The following is a 22,350-nucleotide window of genomic DNA, read 5'->3' on the forward strand; positions in this document are numbered from 1 at the left end:
TAAAGCATAAACTTTATTACGATGAATATATCCTATAACTGGCTCAAAGACTATCTGTCATTCGACCTGCAGCCCGAAGAAGTGGCAGCGGCGCTTACCTCTATCGGTTTGGAAACCGGCGGTGTGGAGGAAGTACAAACCATAAAAGGCGGACTGGAAGGTCTGTTTATCGGCGAAGTACTGACTTGCGAAGAACATCCGAATTCCGATCATTTACATATCACCACAGTGAATGTAGGAGGAGAAGAACCTTTACAAATTGTCTGCGGAGCACCCAATGTGGCTGCCGGACAAAAAGTAGTTGTCGCCGTAAACGGCACGAAACTGTATAAGGATGATGAGGTCTTTACCATCAAAAGGTCTAAAATACGCGGCGTGGAATCCAATGGTATGATTTGTGCGGAAGATGAGATCGGTTTGGGCAATGACCATGCCGGAATTATTGTGCTTCCCGCTGAAGCTACTGTGGGTATGCCGGCGAAAGCATACTATAATATCCAGAGTGATTATGTATTGGAGGTAGATATCACCCCCAATCGGGTAGACGGTACGTCCCATTTCGGTGTGGCGCGCGACCTGGCGGCTTACCTGAAGCAAAACGGCAAACCGGGCGAACTGAAACGTCCTTCGGTTGATGCTTTTAAAGTGGAAGACGCCTCCCCGGCGATCGAAGTGATCGTAGAAGACACCGAAGCCTGCCCTCGCTATTCGGGTGTAAGCATCAAAGGAGTCACGGTCAAAGAAAGTCCCGAATGGTTGCAAAACCGTTTGAACCTTATTGGCCTTCGTCCGATCAACAATATCGTGGACGTGACCAACTTCGTATTGCACGAAATGGGACAACCGCTGCATGCGTTCGATTACAATAAGATCAAAGGAGGCAAGGTGATCGTCAAGACCATGCCGGCAGGCACTAAATTCGTCACATTGGATGAAGCCGAACGGACACTGACCGACCGTGACCTGATGATCTGTAATACGGAAGAAGCCATGTGCATCGGAGGCGTATTCGGAGGGCTCGATTCCGGAGTGACGGAGTCTACGACCGATATCTTCCTCGAATCGGCCAACTTCAATCCGTCGTGGGTGCGCAAGACAGCCCGTCGTTTTGGGTTGAACACCGACTCTTCGTTCCGTTTCGAACGGGGCTTGGATGCGAACAATACCATGTATTCCCTGAAACGTGCGGCTTTACTGATCAAAGAAGTGGCCGGCGGAACGATTACCGGTGAAGTGCAGGATATCTACCCCAAGGTTGTTGAGCCTTATACTGTCGAGCTTAGCTATCAGAAAGTCAACAGTCTGATCGGGAAAGAGATACCTACGGAAACCGTGAAGAATATCCTGGACAGCCTGGAGATAAAGATTGTTTCCGAAACTCCGGAAGGCCTTACCTTGCATGTGCCGGTCTATCGGATCGATGTACAGCGCGATGTGGATGTGATCGAGGATATCCTGCGTATCTACGGATATAATAATGTGGAGTTCGACGATAATGTGAAATCGAACTTAAGCTATAAGACACAGACCGACCGCGGGTATGAATTGCAGAACCTGATCTCCGAGCAATTATGCGGAAACGGTTTCCATGAGATCATGAATAATTCGTTCACGCCGTTTAGTCATTACGAAGAGTTGACGACTTACCCGGCTTCACACTGTGTGATGTTGGAAAACCCGCTGAGCATCGACCTGAACGCGATGCGCCAGACTTTGCTCTTCGGTGGTTTGCAAAGCATCGAATACAATATCAAACGGAAGAATGTAAATATCCGCTTCTTCGAATTCGGGAATTGTTACAACTTCAATGCCGACAACAAGAAAGAAGGCGAAATACTTGCTGCCTATAGTGAAGATTATCGCCTGGGACTCTGGGTATGCGGCAACCGGGTGGAGAACAACTGGGCGCATCCGAATGAGAAATCATCCGTCTACGAATTGAAAGCCTATATCGAAAACATCCTGGTTCGCCTGGGCGTGAACATGAAGAAGGTTATTTTCGGTAATCTAACGAATGATATCTACTCCACCGGAGTAAGCATCACCACCGCTTCCGGCCGTCAGTTGGGCACCTTCGGTATCGTACAGAAAAAACTCTGTAAGAAGTTTGATATCGATACGGAGGTATATTTCGCCGAATTGTCCTGGGAACTCCTGATGAAGGAAACCCGGAAACATAAAGTCATCTTCAGTGAAATATCCAAGTTCCCGGCCGTTAAGCGAGATCTGGCTTTGTTGTTAGACAAAAACATCCCCTTCGCCGAGATCCGGAAAATAGCCAATGAGAGTGAACGCAAATTATTGAAAGATGTCACCTTGTTCGACGTCTATGAAGGCAAGAACCTACCGGCAGGCAAGAAATCGTATGCCGTCAGCTTCTACCTCCAGGATGAAGAAAAGACATTGAACGACAAGCAGATCGATGCGATCATGAAGAAGATACAGACGAATCTGGAACAGAAACTGGGAGCATCATTAAGGTAATTGACAATTGATAATTGATAATTGACTAAGGCCGATCTCCGATTGACAATTAAACATTAATCATTAATCATTAGATAAAGATATGGGAAGAGCATTTGAATACCGTAAAGCAAAGAAATTTAAACGCTGGGGCAATATGGCCCGCGTATTTACCAAACTGGGAAAAGAAATTACCATGGCCACCAAAGCCGCGGGGCCTGATCCGGATGCCAATCCTCGTTTGCGTGTATTGATGCAGCAGGCAAAGAAGGAGAATATGCCGAAGGAGAATGTGGAAAGAGCGATCAAGAAAGCGACTTCCAAAGACTATACGGACTATAAAGAAATGAATTACGAAGGGTATGGTCCTTTCGGCATCGCGATCTTCGTGGAGACAGCGACCGACAATACGACCCGTACGGTTGCCAACGTGCGCAGTTACTTCAATAAACACGGCGGCTCACTGGGCACCAGCGGCAGTCTCGAGTTCCTGTTCGACCACAAAGCCGTTTTCCATATCGTCAAAAAAGAAGGCGTATCCTTGGAAGACCTCGAGCTCGAACTGATCGATTTCGGTGTGGATGAAGTAGAAGAGGATGAAGATGAAATCATCATCTCCGGTGAATTCTCTCAAAACTCCGCCATCCAGAAATACCTGGAAGAGAACGGTTTCGAGATCAATAGCGCGGAATTTATCCGCATCCCCAATGACCTGAAAGAGGTTACAGCCGAACAGCGCGTTCAGTTGGATAAATTGCTGGAAAAACTGGAAGAAGATGAAGACGTTCAGAACGTATTCCACAATATGAAGGAAGATGGAATTGATGACAATTAACAATATCTATCCTCTCTGCCAATAAGAATAATAGCAAAAAAGCAAAGGAACAACAATCATCAACTAAAAACAGGAGCAAATTGCTCCTGTTTTTAGTTTACCCATTTTAGTTTTACCACAAACTCAGTTACCTCATGAAAAAAATAGTGAAATAAATATGTCAGACAGTCGATTCTGAAACAAATAGTAGATTTTTTTTTAAGCGAATAGATCTGAAATGCATAAATATCATAACACATGGAGTAAGTGTATTTATGCTAAAATGAATTCAATGCCAGAAAAAAAACATTTAGTATTATTCTTTACTTTTGCACTTTCCGAAAAAGCAAATTTTGTTTCCGCATCATATTCAGGAACTGCTTCTAACATCATTTTAATTCCTAATACCCCTGTATACATATTAATGTTATCTGCATGTGAACCTTTGCCTTCAGCAAAGAGTTTTTCACGTTCAGGACTACCTTTAACTGCTCCTATATCCATAGGAGTTGGATTCGGTAATTTCTCAAATAATTCTAAGTCAAAATACAGTTCTGTATTGAAGATAAGCCATTCTATATAGTTTGGTTCATACTGATATATTTCGGCAAAACTTAAACCTCTATTTTTTCCGAATGTCATAATATCATCAGGTGTCAACATTTTACTTTTCATTAGAATCACTTTTATACAAATATATGAATTAGTTGCAAACAAAGCAATACTATGAACTCAAGAGGTATATTAAGAAGAAAACAAAATTTTCATCAGTAAGACAATTGCAAATACAATGGAGTACTAAATAGAGAGGTATAAATCCGCAGGCAATAGTTATGCGCAAAATATGTCCGATTGGAGTCTAATCGGATAGTAGTGATTAGAAACTGAAAATCAAAGATCAAAAAGTAGTTTCTTTGTGGCTTTTTCGCTATGTTTGAAGTCAAAATTTTGAGATTATGGATAAGAACAAAACAGCTGCTGAAATATGGAATATTATATCAGAGTATATCAGCAATCACGGTGAGTTTAAGTCTGTTAATGGAATCAGATACAAAGCAACCATTAAAGACAATGTGATACATTATAAAGGAGGAGAAGGAAACAGAGGTCTATTTGGAGAAGAAATGTCTAAAAGAGAATTTCTGGAAGGATATAATGCTGTAAAAGATTTAGAATATATCAATACTTCAAATATTAGAGGGATTGTACCTAGTTCTCTCTATGCAAAAAGAAGCCCTTTCGTGGGACTGCTTTCTAGTTGTGGTATTATCTGATAAACAAAGAAAAGAACTATATTTGCTTAGTTTTAAAGCTATAAGGTTATGAAGTATTATCTGTTAAGCATATTAGACCGTATTAAGCAATACAGTAAGCAGTTAGATGCAGAAGCTATTCTGTACAACAAGAAGTGGATTGTGTTTAATGACACTGGAGATAAGCAAGTTTTCATTTTTAGGCCAGATAAAGAATTAGTAATATCACACAATGGAGAAGTAACCAGATCTAAGTGGGAACTATTGCCAGATGGTACTATGATTATAGATATAAAAGAGCAAAGCTATTTACTAAATCCTAGTTTTGTGGATGGTCAATTTTTAGCACTAAATTTAGATGGACATAATGATTCTATATTAATGCTGGAAAGCACTCTATTTCAATCCACGACTTTTAAGACATTATCAGAAATTAATGTTTACTTAGAAGAGAAGTATATACTAGCTCCTATGAGAGAAAAGGAACAGCAACTCCTGATCGAAAGAGAAAAAGAGAAGTTCCGACTGAAAGAAAAAGAAGATAATGAAAAAAAAATAAAGGAGGAGGAGGAGGAAGAGGGAAGAAAATTGATGGAAGGATTGTTTATACTCTTTATTATTGCTTTGATTGCAATTTGTGGTGTTTTATTAGTTAGGTAGGTATAGGTAACATACTTAACAAATGTACAAACGGATCACCCCGGAAAGTTGTGGAGTCGAAATTCGAGTGGATATTATGGCACGCAGATGACGCAGACTAAAGCGCAGATCTACGCAGATAACAGATAAATATTTAATTAATAATAAATTATCTGCGTAGATCTGCGCTTTAGTCTGCGTCATCTGCGTGCTCCATTATCATCGAGTAGGAACTTCTCCACAATAATACGGGGTGATCCGTACAAACTCCCATCTTATCTAAAATATCCCTAAAATATAAGAATCCCCCGAGAGTCGCTACTCTTCGGGGGATTTTTGGTTTTGTTTAAAACATATTCTATTTAAGCCTGGGAGTACCTGAGAAAGCTCCGGCGTTAAAAGAGCATGATTCTCAGGTAAACATCCCAGTATAAAATGCAGTATTAACACGAATTAAACGATGCAAAGGTAGAGAGAATGTGGGTCAATGCTTTTATCCTCAAAGCTACTTTTATTCCTCATTTAGCTACTTTCGTTCTCGAATGCGCCTTTTCTTTTAGCTATCCTCGTTCTCGAATACGCTTTTTCTTTTAGCTATTATCGTTTTCGGATGCGCTTTTTCCTTTCCGATCGGCAGTTTTCGGGCGGATCTTTCCGGGTGGTTTGCCGAATTTATTAAAGCAGAAGTTACTGAACGACGACACGGAAGAGAAGTCATACTTATCTGCCAACTCCTTTATAGTCAAAGACGAATGATTCAGATCCTGAAAGATCAGGGTCGCCTTCTGGTCGCTCAGCCATTCCGAAGCCGAACTGCCGAAAACCTTAGTAAACTGTTTCTTAAAACCCGAAGGGCTATACAACGACAGATCAGCCAGTTCCTGCACACTCTTCACACTGCGGTAATTCTGATACATCAGGTTCATAAACTGCGAATCCTTCCCCATGACCGGTGCAAAGAAGGCTGCCAGGTCTTCTTTGGTATAATACGCGCGCAACAGAAAGAGCAACTCTTTCATCTTGGTCGAGAAATACGAGGCGCATCTCAACCCGTCATTCACACATTCGACGAATTGCTCCACATAGTTATAGATCCTCTTATTGATATCCAACATATGGAAGTGATCGCCCCGCTTGGCCCCAAACTCCCGGTAAAGCTGATCCAACGGAAGGCATTCGCACAACTGCACCAGCCCCCTGACCCGGCATATAATAAGATGTGCATCCTCCACCACGGTAGCTTCCACATGGGAGCCCGGCGGATAAAAAAGGATTTTTCCTTTCGGCACATCGATATGCGCATCCTTTCCGTATGATACAGTGAATATACCGTCGACAACAAAAACGATTTCGTTGTCGACCAGATCACGAATGATCTTCTCCCCCGCCGGAACCTTCAGGATTTCCAACCGGGCATTCTGCCCTTTTTCATAGTTATAACAGGAGAAGTGCTCCTGTGGATATAAAAGTTTCATTTCTTTTTCTATTTAAACCGATTAAACGACAGACAAATGTACAAAAATCGTGCCATATAAAAGTATGATACACATGAAATTCGTCTAACAATATCCGGTTGTTTAGTCCGTTTATTATATACAATCATTAAAATTAGTCGTTTGGCGTGACTCGGCATAATCCATGCAAGCACGGATTCTGCACTCGCTACTTCAAACGATCAACAAAGACACTTATGAAAGCAATAAAACTATTCTTATTACTCCTCTTCCCGCTCCTTTTTATCGGCTGTGATAATGATGACGATCAACCGGTGACTCCCATAGGCGAGGTGGCGGATAAGGAATTTATGTCACACCTGTTATCCTTTTTCGATCTGAATAAAGACGGCATCATCAGTACGGAAGAAGCATTGGTGGTCAAAGAGATCACTCTCCCGGCTTATAGTGAGATCACTTCGTTAAGCGGAATCGAGAACTTCCCCGCGCTGGAAGTATTGGATTGCAGCCGCACCCCCATCACCACGTTGGATATAAGTCAAAACAAAAACCTGAAAGTCTTGATTTGCAGTTTCAATGAATACATATCCACCTTAGATATCAGTCAAAACGAATGGCTTGAAGAAGTGAATATCGACTACAGCACCATCGCAGATCTAAACTTCAGTGAACACACACAGCTAAAGAAGCTTTCCTGCCAAGGCACGCATATAACGGCATTAGATATCAGTCAACTGGCTATTGAAGAACTGAATTGCTCCCATTCGTCTCATCTCAAATCACTGAACGCCAAAGGTAATCAGTCGCTGAAAAAACTTATCTGCGAAGGCTCGTCCCTCTTGACGCTCGACGCCGGCGAATCCGCCATCGAAGAGTTTGTTTTTTATGCAGGCAATTGGAATACAACTATTTTCCTGAACAACTGTGTCAACCTGAAAGAGATAGAGCATCTCTGTATTGATCCGAAATATCAGTATGTTTATTACTTCGAAGGAAATCTACAGTTCAATCTGAGTGGTTGCACTTCCTTGACAAAATTTCGTTCCAATCTGATCGGACAACTGGATATCACGAACTGCCCGTCCCTGAAAGACCTGGAATGTATCGGCACCTTTCAGAGCCTGGAGATCGACAATAAAGCTTTAGAACGTATATATCTTCATTCCCCGAACCTGAAATCAATGGATATAAGTGCCTGTAGCCAACTGAAAGAGCTCTCCTGCTGCGGGATTTTTGAGGATCTCGATCTGACCCATAACACCGATCTGGAGCGATTGACCTGTATTGCCGGTTATCTGCCTGGACTGGATGTCAGCCCATTATCCAACCTGAAATATCTGGAATATGGTTTCTATAAGACAGATGCACCTCTTGATCTCAAGAAAAACAGTGCATTGGAAGAGTTGGTCGTTCGTGATACGCTCATTGATGCATACCACGACCGCAAACTCGCGATCCTGCTTGAAGATCTTCCTTCCCTAAAGAAATTAAACATCAACTCCCGTTTTGTAAAAGAAATCAATGCCTCAGGATGCAGTAACCTGGAAGAGATACGCATTGAGAATACGTCATATTACCTTTCGATTTTGTCTGCATTAAATATAGAGGGTTGTACCGCCTTAAAGAATCTATACTGTACCCGTTCTTCTTTGGAGTTGCTCGATGTGAGTCATTGCCTGCAACTCGACACCTTATATATCAATGACGGACTGCTCACTTCCCTAAAGGTAAACGATCGATTGCAATACCTGAATTGCTCGGTCAATGCTTTGACCTCCCTCGATCTGGCGGATAATGCCAGACTGACCGGGTTGGATTGTTCGAATAATCAGATCCATAACCTAAAAATCAACGGATGCTCCAATCTGACGGATTTATATTGCTATGCGAATAAGATAAAAGTATTGGACCTGGACGGATGCTCTGCTCTTCAAGAACTGAATTGTTCTTCAAATGAAATTACATCCTTATCATTAGATTTATGTATAGCACTCGATAAGTTGTATTGCGAAATGAATCAACTGACCGAACTGGATGTAAGCAAAAACAGGGCATTGACCGAATTGGCTTGCTCTGACAATCCCCAGCTTCTCTCTTTATATATTTACAGAAATCATACGATATCTCAATTACAGAAAGATAATCAGACGACCATCATACTCAAGGATTAAAAAGAATCAATCACCTTAGGCGTCAATACCGCTTTAGTCGATATGGTCTTTTGCTTGGCCAGGTAGTCGATGAAAGTACGGGTGGTTTCGTTATGCTGGGCGTTGAATGAGTCGATGCCGTACGTATCGAACAGGCTGGTATTGTAGCCGTCGCCTCCGGCGGTAATGAATTGGTCGAGCACGACGATGCAAGGGGTCGAGTCGGTGATCTCCATCCGTTTGCCCTCCGGTGAAGTCCAATACAGCTGATCGACCTGATCCCCTTTCAAGCGCATTTCAACGGGAGAGACCTGCATGTATCCGGTCGAATTCGTCCGTCCTTCCTGCAGAAGCGCTTTCAAGCGTTTGCCGTCGAAGCGATAAGCCACCACATCCCCACCGAAGGGCAATACGTTGCCGGCCCGTAATATAGTCACCTCTCCTTTGAAAATACTGGTGCGGATGCCCCCGTAATGATTCATTCCGATCACCGGCAGTTCGTTCAGTTCCGGTTCTTTATTCTTTTCTCGGAAACAATCCACATAAGCCGAGGTCACCAGCATGCCTACAGGAGTATATTCCCATTGATTGATCTTCCGGTTATGAATCAGATCGTCTTTGGCAACGGTCAATACACGGTTCAACTGATGTTTTTCCATATAGTGATCGACCAATTCCACCATCTCCGGATTGCGGCCGGCCGACGTATGGAGCGTATCGCCGCTGAGAAAAGAGATCTCGCGCATCCCGTCCTCACTTCGAACCTGAAACAAGAGTTTGCCGACATATTTGCCCAACGATCCCACCTGGATCACCGGCACATTATTGATCTTATCGAGCACCACCTCATGCGTATGTGCGGTGATGATCGCATCGATGCCTTCCAGGTAAGGAAGCACTTTTGTATTCTCTTCGGTCAAACGGCCCGGATTACGCATACTCGATCCGATATGCGCCAGTAAAACGATCATATCGATCGCCCCTTCTTTCTTCAGCTTATATAAGGTCTGCGTCGCTGCCGCCCCCAGGGGATGGATAAACTGCAACCCTTTGAGGTTGACCGGATTGGTTTGATAAACCGTCTCCGTGGTGATCAGCCCCACAAACGCCACCCGGATCACCTCGCCGTTCTTCAACGTCCGTTCCACGATCTTATAGGGTTCGATCCAATCCGGCTGATCCGAGCCGTTGGTTGTCACATTCGCACTGATATACGGCGTATAACGCGCCGCCGAATCCACCAGGAACGAGATGCCCCAATCGAATTCATGGTTGCCCAATGCCGACACTTCCACACCGAGCATCTCGAACATCTCCGGCAGGGGCCGTCCTTTCGTGATCAGCGAATAATAGCTGCCACTGAAATTATCGCCACCCGAGACCACGATCGTATGCGGATGTTTCGCTTTCTCATCGAGTACCATCTGCACAAACTGCCCTGCCCCGGGCACTCCCCCATCCTCCACGAAAGAGCCGTGAAAATCATTGAACGTAAGAATGGATAACGTATCGAGTGTAGCCACCTCTTTCACCTGTGCCGTAAGCGGTAAACACAAACAGGTAAACAGAATCGAAAAGATCAGAACAGATTGACGCTTCATAAGATAATCATTTATTTAGTATTACTCACAAAGTTAGTGTTTTTCATGAAAATCTCAACTAAAAGATGCCGGCAGAAGATTTACATTTTAGTAGTCAAAGTAGTTATCAGTCGCTTCGCTCCTTAGTAGTCAAGTAACAAACATGAATGTTTTGTCGACCAAACTACCGGTAGTTTGAAAAAGGGGGATTGCGGCAACGAAAACAAGGAGTAGCTATTTGTTGATAATTATCAACAAATGAATAGTCCCACAAAATCCCTGCCGGCCTTTGGCCAAACTCCGCCGGCCTTTTGGGAAACCCTGCCGGCCTTTTCGGTAAAAGAGGCGGCTTGGTAGTCGAACGGCAGATGTTAACAAATGCAAACGACAAATAGTGGTAAACCGATCATTCCGCACATAGTTTTTCATTTTTTTACTTACATCATACAGCCGGGACAGGCAACAATGTTAAACCGATCACTGCCGGGGCTCGCCAACAGGTATCAGAAAGTTACTTACAGGAATTTTACTGTTTTTTTGCTGTTTTGAAATAACTATATGATTGATATACAGCGATGAAAGAAAATCCTGTATGATGTAAGTAAAAAAACGAAAAACTCTGTTCGGGGGGTATTTTGGGAGGTTTTTGTTCTTTAGGATCTGCAAATATTGTGAGATTGGAAGATTTTTCGGGGTAGCAAGTGGACTATCTCAGTTCCTCTTCTTATCCAAGAAGAGGAGCCTGGAATGTCCATTTGCTGTCACCGGAAAATCTTCACATTTCCTTCTACCTGACTACTAAGGAGCGCAGCGACTGATAACTACTTGACTACTTTGACTACGAAGCAGAAGGAATACGTAGTAGACCAATGGAAAAGACTACTGCTCTTTCAACACCACTTCATCGATGATCCAGGCCCAGAGGTTGGCGAAGATCTTTTCGATATTGTTGTTTACTTCTCCCTGATCGTTATTGAATTTCTGTCCCTGGTAGACGCTACTTGTCTGCATATCGCCATACTGGCTGTCGCCGAGATAGACGATTCGTTTCTCGGGATGTACCCCAAAAACCATCGCTCCACTGGATTCGAACAGGGGCAGTATGCCGGAGCCGGAAGAGAGGATGGCTTCGCCGAAAGCCCCATCCGAATTGAGGTAGGTCGCCTCGCCAATCGGTTCGCCATGCGTAAACGGTCCGTCTTTCCAGAAATATTCCGTGCCGGGAGCATGCACCAGCTTGGCCGCATAGCTATTATGAGGGAAATAATTCAGTCCGGCTATATCTTCTTTAAAATAATTCAGTTTGAAAGCTTCCGGATTTGTCGCATTCGAGTCGAACGAGATCACCAGCACCCTGCGCGGAGAGGCCTCCAGCCAGTTGATGATCCGGGTCATCGTGGCGGCCGTCGGCACAGCCGCATAGACCAGGAATACCACATCCTTATCACTCAGGTAATCATCCGTCACCATCGGATTATTGGTGATCGCATGATAGTTTATCTGCTTCAATTCGACCACTCCCCCCATGCTGAAATGGGTATCGAGCACTTTCCGCATGGCCTGTGCTCCGTTCGTTCCCGTTCCGTTCGTATACCCCAGAAAACCTATGCCCGTGACCGAAGCGATATTGACCACAGCATTCGTACGGTCCTTCCCTTTGTTTTGCACAACCCGGATCGAATGGGTCACCCTGCCGGCCTGCAACTTGATCTCTCCTTCGCGGACAGCTCCCGGATTGGCCGGTACACTTACCCGGAGAGAGGCTTTCATACGGCCTTCGGTGAAGTTTTCGATCTCCACCCAATCCGGTTTCTCAACGATCGTGATCCCATTGGCATAGTTTGTGGCAATAAAATTCTCCAACGTCTCCCCTTTGCCGCCGAATAACATTTCGTTGAACTGCACCCCCAGCATATATTGTCCGTTATAATGGATATGGGAAAGCATCTCATTGTCCCACACCAGCGTACGGGTATGCATATTGGAGACCACCGTGTACGCATCCAACGCTTCCTTAACCGTGTCGTACCCGATACCGGTGGCAGCCACTATTTCTACATTATATTGATAGTTCCTTAAGACAGGGATAAACCGCCCCGCCTCGTCGGTGAAGTCCACCCGGTAATAATAAGCCCGGGTCAGGTCGTCATCCAGATAACCTTTGATCACCAGGCATACAGCCGACAAGGCTTCGTCGTCGTAGGCTTTTCCCGCCGCTTCGAAAGTATAGATCCGGCCCGTACAGCTATTCGTTTCCGGATCAACCGCATACCGTATATTCAGGTCGCTTTCGAGATACCAGTCGGGCACGGCTCCGTCGTCGGCGAAAGAGAAATAAGGCGAGGTGTTCGGCTGGGTTATTTTCCCTTTGTTTACAATCCCTTGCGCATCCCAATCGGCAGAGATATACCCCTGGGTGGAGCGGTTGCACAAATACACCTGTTCGAGAGTGAAATTAGAAACATCAGGAGCGACGCTCAGGTCGATACGCGCCAGCATCCGCACCATATTGATGCCCCCGATTTTCTTACCGGGCCGGATATCACTCGCCTGCAAAGCGATTTCGCCATACATAGGGATAGGCATCGTCCGGATATCCCATTGCTCTTCCTGCGTGACCGTCAGCTTTTCAAGCGCTGTAAATTTCGTATCCCCGGCAGTGATCGAGGCGGCCGCCTCTTGGGCATTGGCCACAAAGACGATCTCCCAATCGGCTTCTTCGGGGGTAAGTTTAAGTTTTACAGATACTTTCCCGTCCATACCGGTGGTCAGCCCGTTTATTTCCGCCTGGCGTTCGAACGTCCGGACTCCCTGCTTTGGCGATCCGAAAAACAGGACATCAAGCGTCTGAATCGTGTTTTCGTCATACGCCGCCAAGCGCGAGGCATGGGGAATTTTATGTCCGGGGATATTCAATTCGAAAAAAACGTCATCCGAGGCCGTGGCGGAAGGAGTTATGAGCTCTTCTTCCACCGTACATCCTGTAGCCAGCACAAGGCATACGGCCAGGAGTATATCAATATATCGTTTCATTTTGTTTTCTCTCTATTCTATAAACTCAGCGCTTTGCACGATGCGGACGACATAGATCAGGTTGCCGGCAATGATCTCCAGCGTCCCTCGACGGGTGTCGCCACTATCGTTTGTCGCGATGGATAAGGTCAACACCCTTTCCGGATCACCGTCATCACCACCGCTCCAGCTGATCCAGGAGGAGCTGGTGCGGCCGACCAGTCCGGCCGGATGATCGGTCGTCGCATATAAGCTGACCACCGCATGATCGCCCGTCACTTCAAACAGGCAGTCGGAGACGATCAGCGCGTATTGTTCGTCCAACATAACGCCTACCTCCGCCATATCCCATGCCTGAATCAGCGTATTCAGCTCCACTGACACCGCCCGGAAGGCTTCTTCCGGATCCGGCTTCCCCTCTCCCTGTACGGCGGTTATCTGAATGGCATATTTATGATTCCGCAAAAGATCCAGTGGATATTTCTCTCCGTTTTCATCTTTGCCGGTCAGGTCGATCCGGTAGTAACACATCTGCCCGTTGTATTCTCCGCCGATAACCAAAGCGGTAGACTGCAAATGGTTTTCAGTTGCCGCCGCTTCGAAGGCATAGATAACGCCCGACAAGCTTCCATTTTCCGGATTTTCCACTTCATACCGACACGGAGAGGCTTTGGTTAACGGATGGTTTACCGGATCGGAATCCGGAGGCAAAGAGGCATGGGACGCTTTCATCCCGGCAGCATCCCAACAGGATTCGTCCGGGACTATGCGTCCTCTCGTTTTGGCGTTATAGAGATATGCCTCTTTCAGGATAAACGTTTGCCGAAGGCTTTCCGCCACCGCGATATCGATACGGGCCACCATCCGGGTCAAGGTAATCGCCAGCGTCGTTTCCTGATCGTCAATGACTCGGGCATCCGACTCTCCCCACATCGGCAGGGATATTGTCCATTCGTTCTCCGGATTTATATAGATCAAAGCCTCCAGCACCTCTTCTTTGCGCTGCCCCTGGGGATTTAAGGAAGCGACAAAACCGGCACTGTTGGCGATGATTACAAATTGTTGTTTGTAGTCTGCCTGATTGGCGGTGAAACTGATTTTTTTCTTATTGCCTCCTGCATCCTCTACGGTATGACTTACCGACGTCAGGAAATCGAAATAAGTAATCGCTTCATCTTCATCATCTACACGAAAGCCCAAGACATATACATCTTCAATGGATTTATCCGCTACGCTTCTAAATGCCGGATGATGGGTTTCGTCCTTGGGCAAAGTGAGATCCAGGGTCAGCGTTGCTGTTTCTTTATTGTTTGCAACGCTTGCATTATCGTAAAACGTTTCCGTCACGCATCCCGAGAAGGACAGTAGGAAGGAAAAAAGGAATAAGTTCAGCTGTAAAAGTCGCATATCCTTATTTTAAACCTCCGACCCGGCAACTTGCATCCGGGTCGGAAGGACTATGTAAATGGATAGAATCAAATGGAATCAACTGATTTGTTCGTCGTCCGCTTCAACACCTTCCCAGTCGTTGATCACCAGATCAAAAGAGACCAGATCACCTTTTTCTTTCGGATCAATCTGTTCCTTGCCGCTGGGTTCGCCAAGACCATTGATCGCCGTAATCGTGATCATGTAGTAGTTGTTGCGCACAACATCGAACTTATTCGCTGTCTTGTGAAGGAATACACCGTAGTCAACCTTTCCTTCGGCATATTTCACAACCAGCTGTTCGAATTCTTTGGTTTCCGGATTAAAGATCTTTCCGGCATTCTTCACATTATTGAAATAAGCCTGGGCCATATCTTTGTCGACAAAATAAGCGACCGCTCCATCCTTTAGCGGCAAGGTCCAGAAGTCGCCTCCGGCAGATTCCGTAGTACTCAATTTGCCATCCGCATCAGTCACATAATGGGTCGGGATGAAGGTACAACGGATACGGACGTAAGTCGGATAAGAATCGTCGGCCAAAGGCAGGACGGGTTTGTATTCTGTCATATACGTATGTTGTGTATCCGCAACCGGCGTATCTTCTTCCGGCACAGGATCGACGGCGATATAGTTGGCAGGCACCGTACGGTCGATCGTTTCGCTCTTATAGAGCGTAGGCGCTACCGGATAGATCTCCTTATTGATGTTCTGTACGTTATAAGTTATACCATCGATCCGACCGCCGGCTACCTTCATCGAAATGCCCGGCTTCGTCTTCACACTCAATTTGGCAACGATACGATCGACTCCGAATGGATTGCTGACTGTCGTTGTTGAACCGGCAGTGATCTGCGCCGGCTGGATATCACTGAACATCACATAGCCGTTTGTCGGATCGGACAACTCGGCTACCGTCAGGTTATAAGCCGAAGTCATACCGGTTGATCCGTTGCCCTGGATCTGACCGACCAGCGTTGCCGGCAGATTGATTCCCAATGCCACTTCTTTGGCTCCGCCTTCCAGCCCTTCGATCTCATGCCCGGTTTTCAACGCATACGAATCACCGCTCTTCGTGAAATCATCGACACTGAACACGGCCACTTTCTCCAGCGTCTTATTGGCTTTATAGATAAAAGCATGCACCGTTTTCAGCTCTTTTTCAAGCGAAGTAGCGGTTTTGTCTAACGCTCTTGTCGTCAACTCATTTGCGCGGAAAGCGATCGAGAGGGAACCGGTCTCTGGGGCCGGTGGGACAATCAGTTCGTCTTTGTCATGGGAACAAGCCGTCAACCCCATGGCTAACATGAGGGCACACACGGTTAAACTCTTCAATTGTTTTGTTTTCATTTTGATTACTTTTTCTTTCTTTTTGTTTACGATGCAAAATTAGAGGGATGTAGCCGGACAATTTTTACGCCTACGGTCACTTTTTTTTCATATTTAGCCACTTTATGCCTCAAAACGCTCCACGCATTTACATTTTCTGCCAAAGAAAGCTCCCCGATCGACAAATTTTGCTCCATTGAAGAGAAAATAGGCGGTATCAAGAGCATTTAATGCATGAGAACGGAAGATAAACATGCCTTCATTTGCTTAAGTTTTTATAGCTTTGTGGCTTTAAAGTAAAACCGATGCGCAAAAGTCTCTTCATACTGTTTGTTTCTCTATATATTACTTCGACCCTACAGGCTCAGTTTGTCGATTATGGTTCCGACCCTTCCCGATATAAATGGAACTATGTCGATCTACCGCATTATAAATTGATCTTTCCCGCGGGGACGGATTCCATGGCTTACCATTATGCGCTCTATCTGGAGAATATTTTCCCGCAGGTGCAAAAATCGATCTCGATGCCGCGCAAAAAGATCTTTCCCGTTGTATTGCATCCGGGCAGTATGCACTCCAACGGCTTGGTTGCCTGGGCGCCACGCCGGATGGAGCTGATCACCAACCCCTCGACACGGATAGATGCGCAAAACTGGGACAAACACCTGGTCTTGCACGAGTCGCGCCACGTGATCCAAACCAGCAAACTGATGACCGGCTTTGTCAATCCCCTCTATTATCTGATCGGTGAGCAGGCGGCTGGTATCTCTTCTTTCTTTTCCACGAAATGGTTCTTCGAAGGGGATGCGGTCGGCGTTGAAACGGCCATGTCGAATAGCGGTCGCGGCCGTTTGCCCGAATTCAATATGATATACCGGGCGCAGTTGTTATCCGATAAATTCTTCTCTTTCGATAAATGGTACCTGGGATCTTACAAAGATTACACAGGTGATTATTATGCTTTGGGATACGACCTGACTTCTTTTGCCAAATACAAATACGGTTCCGATATCTGGGATAAGATCACGACCCGTTACATCAGTCACTTCCTGCACCTGCCTCCTTTCCCCAAGGCCATCAAACACCATACGGGCGACAATGTGGACGGATTATTCAATCAAACCTTCGAGTTCCTGCGCAAAGAATGGGAAACGCTGGACGCGGGGCATATCGTGCCGGACTATGTTTCACAAACGCCCCGGCAATATACTTCGTACCGGTATCCGCAGGCGATCGACGACACCACAGTCGTCGCCGTCAAGTCGAGTCTATATGATATCAACTCCCTGGTGATGTTCGTCAACGGAAAAGAAAAACACCTCGCCTGGCTGGGTAGTATCAACAGTCGGCTTAACCTGCAGGACAACCGGATCTACTGGACCGAGAATGTTTCCGGCCTGCGCTGGACGCACGAGAACTATTCCGAGATCAAGCAGTATGATCTGGCCACAGGAAAGGTAACGGCACTGACCGCCCGGCAGCGCTACCTGTCGCCCGCCCTTCAGCCGAACGGCCGGTTGATCGCCGCCTCGCGACCGACTTTCAACGGAGAGAATCAGATTGTATTGATCGACCGGGAAAGCGGCACGGAAGAAACGGTTTTCTCGCTGCCGCAAAACGCATTCGCCAAAGAACTGACATTTACCGACCCGCACCATCTGGTCGCCCTGACGGTAGACAACCGCGGCCTAAGCCTGCAGCAACTGCACATCGAGACGGGCGAATGGCAGGAACTGCTCCCTCCTACTTCGGTGAATATCACTTCGCCGGTCGGGCATAACGGCCGGTTGTACTTCGAGTCGGGCTTGAACGGAACCAATAATATCTACACGATGGATATGCAGGGAAAGATCTCCAAAGTCACATCCGCGCGTTTCGGCGCTTTCCATCCCGCCTTCTCCGCCAACCGCCTTTTCTTCTCCGATTACCAGGCAAAGGGTTACCGGATCGCTTCCCTTCCCCTGCGCGAGATCAAAGCTGAAGCGGCCGATATCCATACGCCCTACCGTTTTCCGCTGGCTGAAGCAATTGCCAGCCAGGAAGGGTTCAATATCGATACGGCCCAACTCAAACCGGTTCGCTTCGAGCCGAAACGCTACCGCAAAGGCAGCCATCTGTTTAATGTACACAGTTGGGCGCCCTTCTATTACGATGTTTCTGAGATTATGAACGCTTCGGCCAGCGACTTCACGTCGGTCGTGAAGCCGGGCATCACATTGATTTCCCAGAACGCGTTGAACACGGCCACGACGCAGGCGGGTTGGTACTACGACAACGGCAATCACCACGGAAGGTTTGCTTTCACCTATACCGGTTGGTTTCCGGTGTTCGACCTGAAGATGGATTACGGCGGAAAGAGTGTCTCTATGGCATGGACGCCGAACGACGAAGGCAAAGATGTGCCGCAACTCAGACTGGGCAACCGGAAACTATTGGAGACGGAAATGCGTATGTACCTGCCGTTCAACCTGACTAAGGATCATTATACGCACGGTTTCCAGCCATCCGTCACGTATTACCTGACCAACAACCGCTATCAGCAATACGACAGCCGGGAATACCGCAATTTCCAGTATCTGCTTTCGGAACTGCGTTATTACCGCTACCGCCGGATGGCGACCCGGGATATACTTCCCCGCTGGGGCTATCAGATTCGTTTGCAGTACCTCAACTCTCCGTTCAACAGCGAGAACTACGGAAGCCTCTATGCCGCCCGCTTGACGACCTACTGGCCGGGGCTGATGCAAAACCACAGCCTGATGCTGCGCTTCGGCTATCAGTATCAGAGCGTAGACGATAAGGTATTGTTCCTTCCGAAGCGGATCATGGACAAACCCCGTGGATATGACTACATCTACCAGACGCGTCAGCACCTGGCCTTGAAAGCAGATTACGCATTTACGGTAGCCTGTCCGGACTGGAGCCTGGGCAGCCTCGTTTACCTGCGCCGGATCAGGACTAACCTGTTCTACGACTGGACGCGCAACCAGGCGAAGAAGGATGCCGGATGGATCACACAGAGTTCTGCCGGGCTCGACCTGCTCTTCGACTGGAACGTGATCCGTATGAGCTATCCCCTGTCTGCCGGCGTACGATTGACCCAGCCGATCGATTACGGGAAGTTCCAGGCTGAGTTCTTATTTTCCATGAGTTTCTGATCATTCCCCCAAATATGCTGTTTTACGCCATGAAAAAGATTTATATACTGATCGTCGGTTTGTGTCTTTCCGCAGTTTCGGCGGGGGGGCAGACAAAAGAAGTGACCATCGAGACCAACGTGGGCACGATGAAAGGCATCTTGTACGATGACGTGTCCAACCACGTGCGCACATTCACCGATCGGGCCGGCAAAGGTTTGTATAACGGAACATTATTCACCCGGGTGATCCCCGATTTCATGATTCAGGGAGGAGCGCCCGACTCGAAGAACGCGCCCGCCGGTGCCCAGGTAGGCTTTGGCGACCGCTCGGCGGAGATCCTGCCCGAAAAATCTTCCGCTTACTTCTTTAAGAAAGGAACGATCGCCGCCCCGCGTCAGAACGACGAAATCAATCCGCAGAAGAAGTCGGATATGTCCCAGTTCTTTATCGTGCAGGGAAAGGTCTACCGGGAAGGGGAACTGGATACCTTGCAACGGGCTACGAATCTGCCGATCCGCCGCAAAGCCATGGCGGAATTCTACCAACCCCGGAAAGCAACGATGGACAGTCTGAAAACCGCCGATCCGAAGGAATACAACCGCTTGGTAGTGGAGATCAACCAGAAGGTCGACTCCGTTATCCGCGCGACACCCGGACACCTTCTCTTTTCCGAAATACAAAAAGAAGCCTATACCACCGTCGGCGGCAGTCATCACCTCGACGGGCAGTATACGATCTACGGCGAGATCACCGAAGGATTGCATATCATCGACCGCATTGCCAACCAGCCCCGCGACGGCTACGACCGTCCGAAGAAAGATATCCGGATCATTCGGGTAAGTGTACACGAATGAGTTGATAGTTGAATTGTAAATCGCTTAGCGAAGCGTAAAGCAAAGTTGAAAATTGAAAGTTAATTCGTAATTCGTAATTGATCATGCTGAGAAGAGACTTTATTATGGTGCAGATCGAAGAATTGGGCAAGGTCATTGCCCAACTGATCGCCCGGCGCGATACAAACGCGACGCGCCGTATCCCCGAACAGGTACAGGTGATCTACGATTCCCTATTGTTGGATCGTAACTTCCTCTTAACCGCTCCGCCTGAGGAGATCCGTCAACGCCTCGACCACGAAGACAGCGGCGGCATCCTCCGCATGGAAATAGCCATAAAGACCCTGATCGAAGAAAGCTTCTACGTCGAACCCGACGAACGCCAACGCCGCCTCTTACGCGCCAAAGAACTCCTGGAATACCTCCAACACACCGACATCACCTTCTCTTTCGAACGCATCAACCAACTGAATGAGATCGACCACTGGCTGAAAGAGGGCTAAAGGCGTTCAGTTCTCATCCGGCCAGGGTACGGCTTCACGCGATACTTTGAACAATGGCCGTTGGGCTCCTCTGGATCGTAATTCTTCTCCTAAGAGTCTGGAGAGCGTGGCTACCCGTTCGGGTTGCTTTTCCACCAGGTTCTCTTTCTCGCCGATATCTGTTTTCAGATGAAAGAGTTCTTTCTCTCCTGTTTCGTAATAATAGATCAATTTCCAATCGTCCTGACGGATCGTGCAGGAAGGACCTATGCCGGGACCGGTATTTCCCCAGAGATTCGGGAAGTTCCATATCAGACAACGGCCGGCGGAAGGATCACCCACTTGCGTTAGCAAAGGTACGAAGCTGATCCCATCCGTTGTCTGTACGGTTTGATAATCATTAACCCCTGCCATTTCCAGAATCGTTGGGAAGAAATCTTCGATCAACAGGTATTTATCACATTTACTTCCGGCCTCTACCTTTGCGGGCCAACTGACAATCATCGGTTCACGGATTCCCCCTTCATACGCGGAACCTTTACCGCTATTCAACGGAGCATTTTGTGTATGTAACGGGCCATCTCTCCATACGTCGGTAGACGAAAGTCCTCCATTGTCGGACATAAAGAGTAGAATGGTATTATCAGCCAGTTTGTTTTCCTCCAGGTAATCCATCAGATCGCCAAGGCTTTTGTCCATCCCTTCGATCAACGAGGCATAAGCCGCCTCTTTCTGCGTCAGCCCCTTTTCTATATACTTCGGGTAAAAGCGCATATCCTTATCGATAGGGATATGAATGGCGTAATGCGAGAGGTAAAGGAAGAAGGGCTGCTCATATTGCTGTGCCTGGTCGAGCGCCTTACAGGCTTCCCGGGTCAATACTTCGGTGACGAAAATATCTTCTCCCCAGTAGGCTTCCAAACCCGGAATAGCAAAGCGGGGATTCGACTTCCCATCGGTCCGGTTCCCGAAGTTTGCTTCGCCCAGGTAACTGGCTAATCCGCCGCCGGCATGCCCGGCTATGTTGACTTCGAAGCCGAAATGATGCGGATTTTCTCCCGGGGTATCGACCGCTCCCCAGTGGGCCTTCCCGCAATGGATCGTATGGTATCCGCTGTCTTTCAGTAGCTGTGGAAGAGAAGTCACATGCGCCGTATGGGCAATACCCGCCACTTGCGCCAGCCCGTTCACATTCCACTGGGGAAAGAGAAGTGTTTCGCTCACCAGATCGGTCGATCCATTCTTCGGATACGTCCAGTTGGTCACCCGGTGCCGGGCGGCATTCATCCCTGTCAATAGACTGCACCGGCTGGGCGAGCTCACACTCGAGGCATACGCCTGTGTAAACATCATCCCCTGCCGCGCCAGACGTTCCATGTGGGGCGTCTCATACACTTCGTTATACGGCGTACGTTCCCTCCAGAAAGGAAGTGAAGTATCCTGCCATCCCATATCGTCCACCAGAAAGACAATGATATTGGGGCGGTTGTCCTTTTCTTTATTCTCCTGTGCACCCACACAGGGGAAAGGGATTGCCAGAAGTGGTAGTAATAGTAGTTTATTCATCGCTTTTTATTTCAATCGTCTCGTTCTTATAAAATATCTTCAGCCAAAACCATAAGCAAATTCATCTCTTTTTCTCTTTACCACCCCGGTAGTAAACCTTTACCACCCCGGTGGTAAACCTTTACGACCCCGGTAATAAACCTTTACGACCCCGGTGGTAAAGCAAAATCATGCCAATCGTGCCTCAAATGTAGTAAAAGAAAGGACTAC

At 47.1% G+C, this 22,350-nt stretch carries 15 protein-coding genes; 8 read left to right on the forward strand and 7 right to left on the reverse strand.

Translation table 11 applies throughout. The features are described 5' to 3' along the window. The first annotated feature begins 21 nt into the window (after positions 1-21). Together pheT and M2133_RS05435 are read left to right on the forward strand one after the other, a co-directional pair. On the forward strand, positions 22-2,484 hold the full coding sequence (pheT, locus tag M2133_RS05430; protein ID WP_277464980.1) for a phenylalanine--tRNA ligase subunit beta: 2,463 nt from the start codon (positions 22-24) through the stop codon (positions 2,482-2,484). 82 nt (positions 2,485-2,566) lie between these two features. Continuing rightward, positions 2,567-3,298 carry a YebC/PmpR family DNA-binding transcriptional regulator gene (locus tag M2133_RS05435; RefSeq protein ID WP_277464981.1) on the forward strand — a complete coding sequence of 244 codons (732 nt, stop codon included), beginning with the start codon at positions 2,567-2,569 and terminating at the stop codon, positions 3,296-3,298. A gap of 252 nt (positions 3,299-3,550) precedes the next feature. On the opposite strand, the gene M2133_RS05440 is transcribed toward M2133_RS05435, so the two are convergent. After that, entirely contained in the window at positions 3,551-3,952 is a 402-nt protein-coding gene (locus M2133_RS05440; RefSeq protein ID WP_277464983.1) for a hypothetical protein, read from the reverse strand. Positions 3,953-4,233: 281 nt separating this feature from the next. On the opposite strand from M2133_RS05440, the gene M2133_RS05445 reads away from it, so the two are divergent. Next, complete coding sequence (locus M2133_RS05445; RefSeq protein ID WP_277464984.1) at positions 4,234-4,551, forward strand: hypothetical protein; 318 nt, start codon at positions 4,234-4,236, stop codon at positions 4,549-4,551. A gap of 48 nt (positions 4,552-4,599) precedes the next feature. Next, a complete protein-coding gene (locus M2133_RS05450; protein ID WP_277464985.1) occupies positions 4,600-5,190 on the forward strand; it encodes a hypothetical protein in 591 nt (196 codons plus the stop codon). A 569-nt stretch (positions 5,191-5,759) separates the two neighbouring features. Here the strand turns inward: M2133_RS05450 and M2133_RS05455 are convergent. Then, positions 5,760-6,644: a helix-turn-helix domain-containing protein gene (locus M2133_RS05455; protein WP_277464986.1), complete on the reverse strand. Its 885-nt coding sequence runs from the start codon at positions 6,642-6,644 to the stop codon at positions 5,760-5,762. Between the two features lie 215 nt (positions 6,645-6,859). Here M2133_RS05455 and M2133_RS05460 point away from each other — a divergent pair, with 215 nt between their 5' ends. Further along, a complete protein-coding gene (locus tag M2133_RS05460) occupies positions 6,860-8,794 on the forward strand; it encodes a hypothetical protein (protein WP_277464987.1) in 1,935 nt (644 codons plus the stop codon). Here the strand turns inward: M2133_RS05460 and M2133_RS05465 are convergent. From M2133_RS05465 to M2133_RS05480, 4 genes are all read right to left on the reverse strand, one after another. Then, positions 8,791-10,374 carry a bifunctional UDP-sugar hydrolase/5'-nucleotidase gene (locus tag M2133_RS05465; protein WP_277464988.1) on the reverse strand — a complete coding sequence of 528 codons (1,584 nt, stop codon included), beginning with the start codon at positions 10,372-10,374 and terminating at the stop codon, positions 8,791-8,793. The two genes, M2133_RS05460 and M2133_RS05465, sit on opposite strands and share 4 nt — an antisense overlap. 858 nt (positions 10,375-11,232) lie before the next feature. Continuing rightward, on the reverse strand, positions 11,233-13,386 hold the full coding sequence (locus tag M2133_RS05470; protein ID WP_277464990.1) for a BACON domain-containing carbohydrate-binding protein: 2,154 nt from the start codon (positions 13,384-13,386) through the stop codon (positions 11,233-11,235). 12 nt (positions 13,387-13,398) lie between these two features. Beyond that, entirely contained in the window at positions 13,399-14,772 is a 1,374-nt protein-coding gene (locus tag M2133_RS05475) for a DUF4906 domain-containing protein (RefSeq protein WP_277464991.1), read from the reverse strand. Between the two features lie 78 nt (positions 14,773-14,850). Then, complete coding sequence (locus M2133_RS05480; protein WP_277464992.1) at positions 14,851-16,140, reverse strand: Mfa1 family fimbria major subunit; 1,290 nt, start codon at positions 16,138-16,140, stop codon at positions 14,851-14,853. Between the two features lie 284 nt (positions 16,141-16,424). Between M2133_RS05480 and M2133_RS05485 the strand changes: the two genes are divergently transcribed. From M2133_RS05485 to M2133_RS05495, 3 genes are all read left to right on the forward strand, one after another. Then, on the forward strand, positions 16,425-19,277 hold the full coding sequence (locus M2133_RS05485) for a hypothetical protein (RefSeq protein WP_277464993.1): 2,853 nt from the start codon (positions 16,425-16,427) through the stop codon (positions 19,275-19,277). 29 nt (positions 19,278-19,306) lie between these two features. Next, entirely contained in the window at positions 19,307-20,113 is an 807-nt protein-coding gene (locus tag M2133_RS05490) for a peptidylprolyl isomerase (RefSeq protein WP_277464994.1), read from the forward strand. An 83-nt stretch (positions 20,114-20,196) separates the two neighbouring features. Beyond that, on the forward strand, positions 20,197-20,595 hold the full coding sequence (locus tag M2133_RS05495) for a hypothetical protein (protein WP_277464995.1): 399 nt from the start codon (positions 20,197-20,199) through the stop codon (positions 20,593-20,595). Positions 20,596-20,601: 6 nt separating this feature from the next. On the opposite strand, the gene M2133_RS05500 is transcribed toward M2133_RS05495, so the two are convergent. After that, the gene (locus tag M2133_RS05500) at positions 20,602-22,140 is read right to left on the reverse strand and encodes a sulfatase (RefSeq protein ID WP_277464996.1); all 1,539 of its coding nucleotides are present in this window, start codon (positions 22,138-22,140) and stop codon (positions 20,602-20,604) included. Positions 22,141-22,350: the final 210 nt, after the last annotated feature.

The sequence above is a fragment of the Parabacteroides sp. PF5-6 genome, assembly GCF_029504695.1.
Taxonomy (GTDB): domain Bacteria; phylum Bacteroidota; class Bacteroidia; order Bacteroidales; family Tannerellaceae; genus QVMG01.

Coding starts and splice junctions, on each gene's coding strand:
- M2133_RS05480 (WP_277464992.1), bottom strand. CDS start 16,140: ATGAAAACAAAACAATTGAAGAGTTTAACCGTGTGTGCCCTCATGTTA.
- M2133_RS05455 (WP_277464986.1), bottom strand. CDS start 6,644: ATGAAACTTTTATATCCACAGGAGCACTTCTCCTGTTATAACTATGAA.
- M2133_RS05490 (WP_277464994.1), top strand. CDS start 19,307: ATGAAAAAGATTTATATACTGATCGTCGGTTTGTGTCTTTCCGCAGTT.
- M2133_RS05450 (WP_277464985.1), top strand. CDS start 4,600: ATGAAGTATTATCTGTTAAGCATATTAGACCGTATTAAGCAATACAGT.
- M2133_RS05500 (WP_277464996.1), bottom strand. CDS start 22,140: ATGAATAAACTACTATTACTACCACTTCTGGCAATCCCTTTCCCCTGT.
- M2133_RS05440 (WP_277464983.1), bottom strand. CDS start 3,952: ATGAAAAGTAAAATGTTGACACCTGATGATATTATGACATTCGGAAAA.
- M2133_RS05485 (WP_277464993.1), top strand. CDS start 16,425: ATGCGCAAAAGTCTCTTCATACTGTTTGTTTCTCTATATATTACTTCG.
- pheT (WP_277464980.1), top strand. CDS start 22: ATGAATATATCCTATAACTGGCTCAAAGACTATCTGTCATTCGACCTG.
- M2133_RS05465 (WP_277464988.1), bottom strand. CDS start 10,374: ATGAAGCGTCAATCTGTTCTGATCTTTTCGATTCTGTTTACCTGTTTG.
- M2133_RS05495 (WP_277464995.1), top strand. CDS start 20,197: ATGCTGAGAAGAGACTTTATTATGGTGCAGATCGAAGAATTGGGCAAG.
- M2133_RS05435 (WP_277464981.1), top strand. CDS start 2,567: ATGGGAAGAGCATTTGAATACCGTAAAGCAAAGAAATTTAAACGCTGG.
- M2133_RS05460 (WP_277464987.1), top strand. CDS start 6,860: ATGAAAGCAATAAAACTATTCTTATTACTCCTCTTCCCGCTCCTTTTT.
- M2133_RS05445 (WP_277464984.1), top strand. CDS start 4,234: ATGGATAAGAACAAAACAGCTGCTGAAATATGGAATATTATATCAGAG.
- M2133_RS05475 (WP_277464991.1), bottom strand. CDS start 14,772: ATGCGACTTTTACAGCTGAACTTATTCCTTTTTTCCTTCCTACTGTCC.
- M2133_RS05470 (WP_277464990.1), bottom strand. CDS start 13,386: ATGAAACGATATATTGATATACTCCTGGCCGTATGCCTTGTGCTGGCT.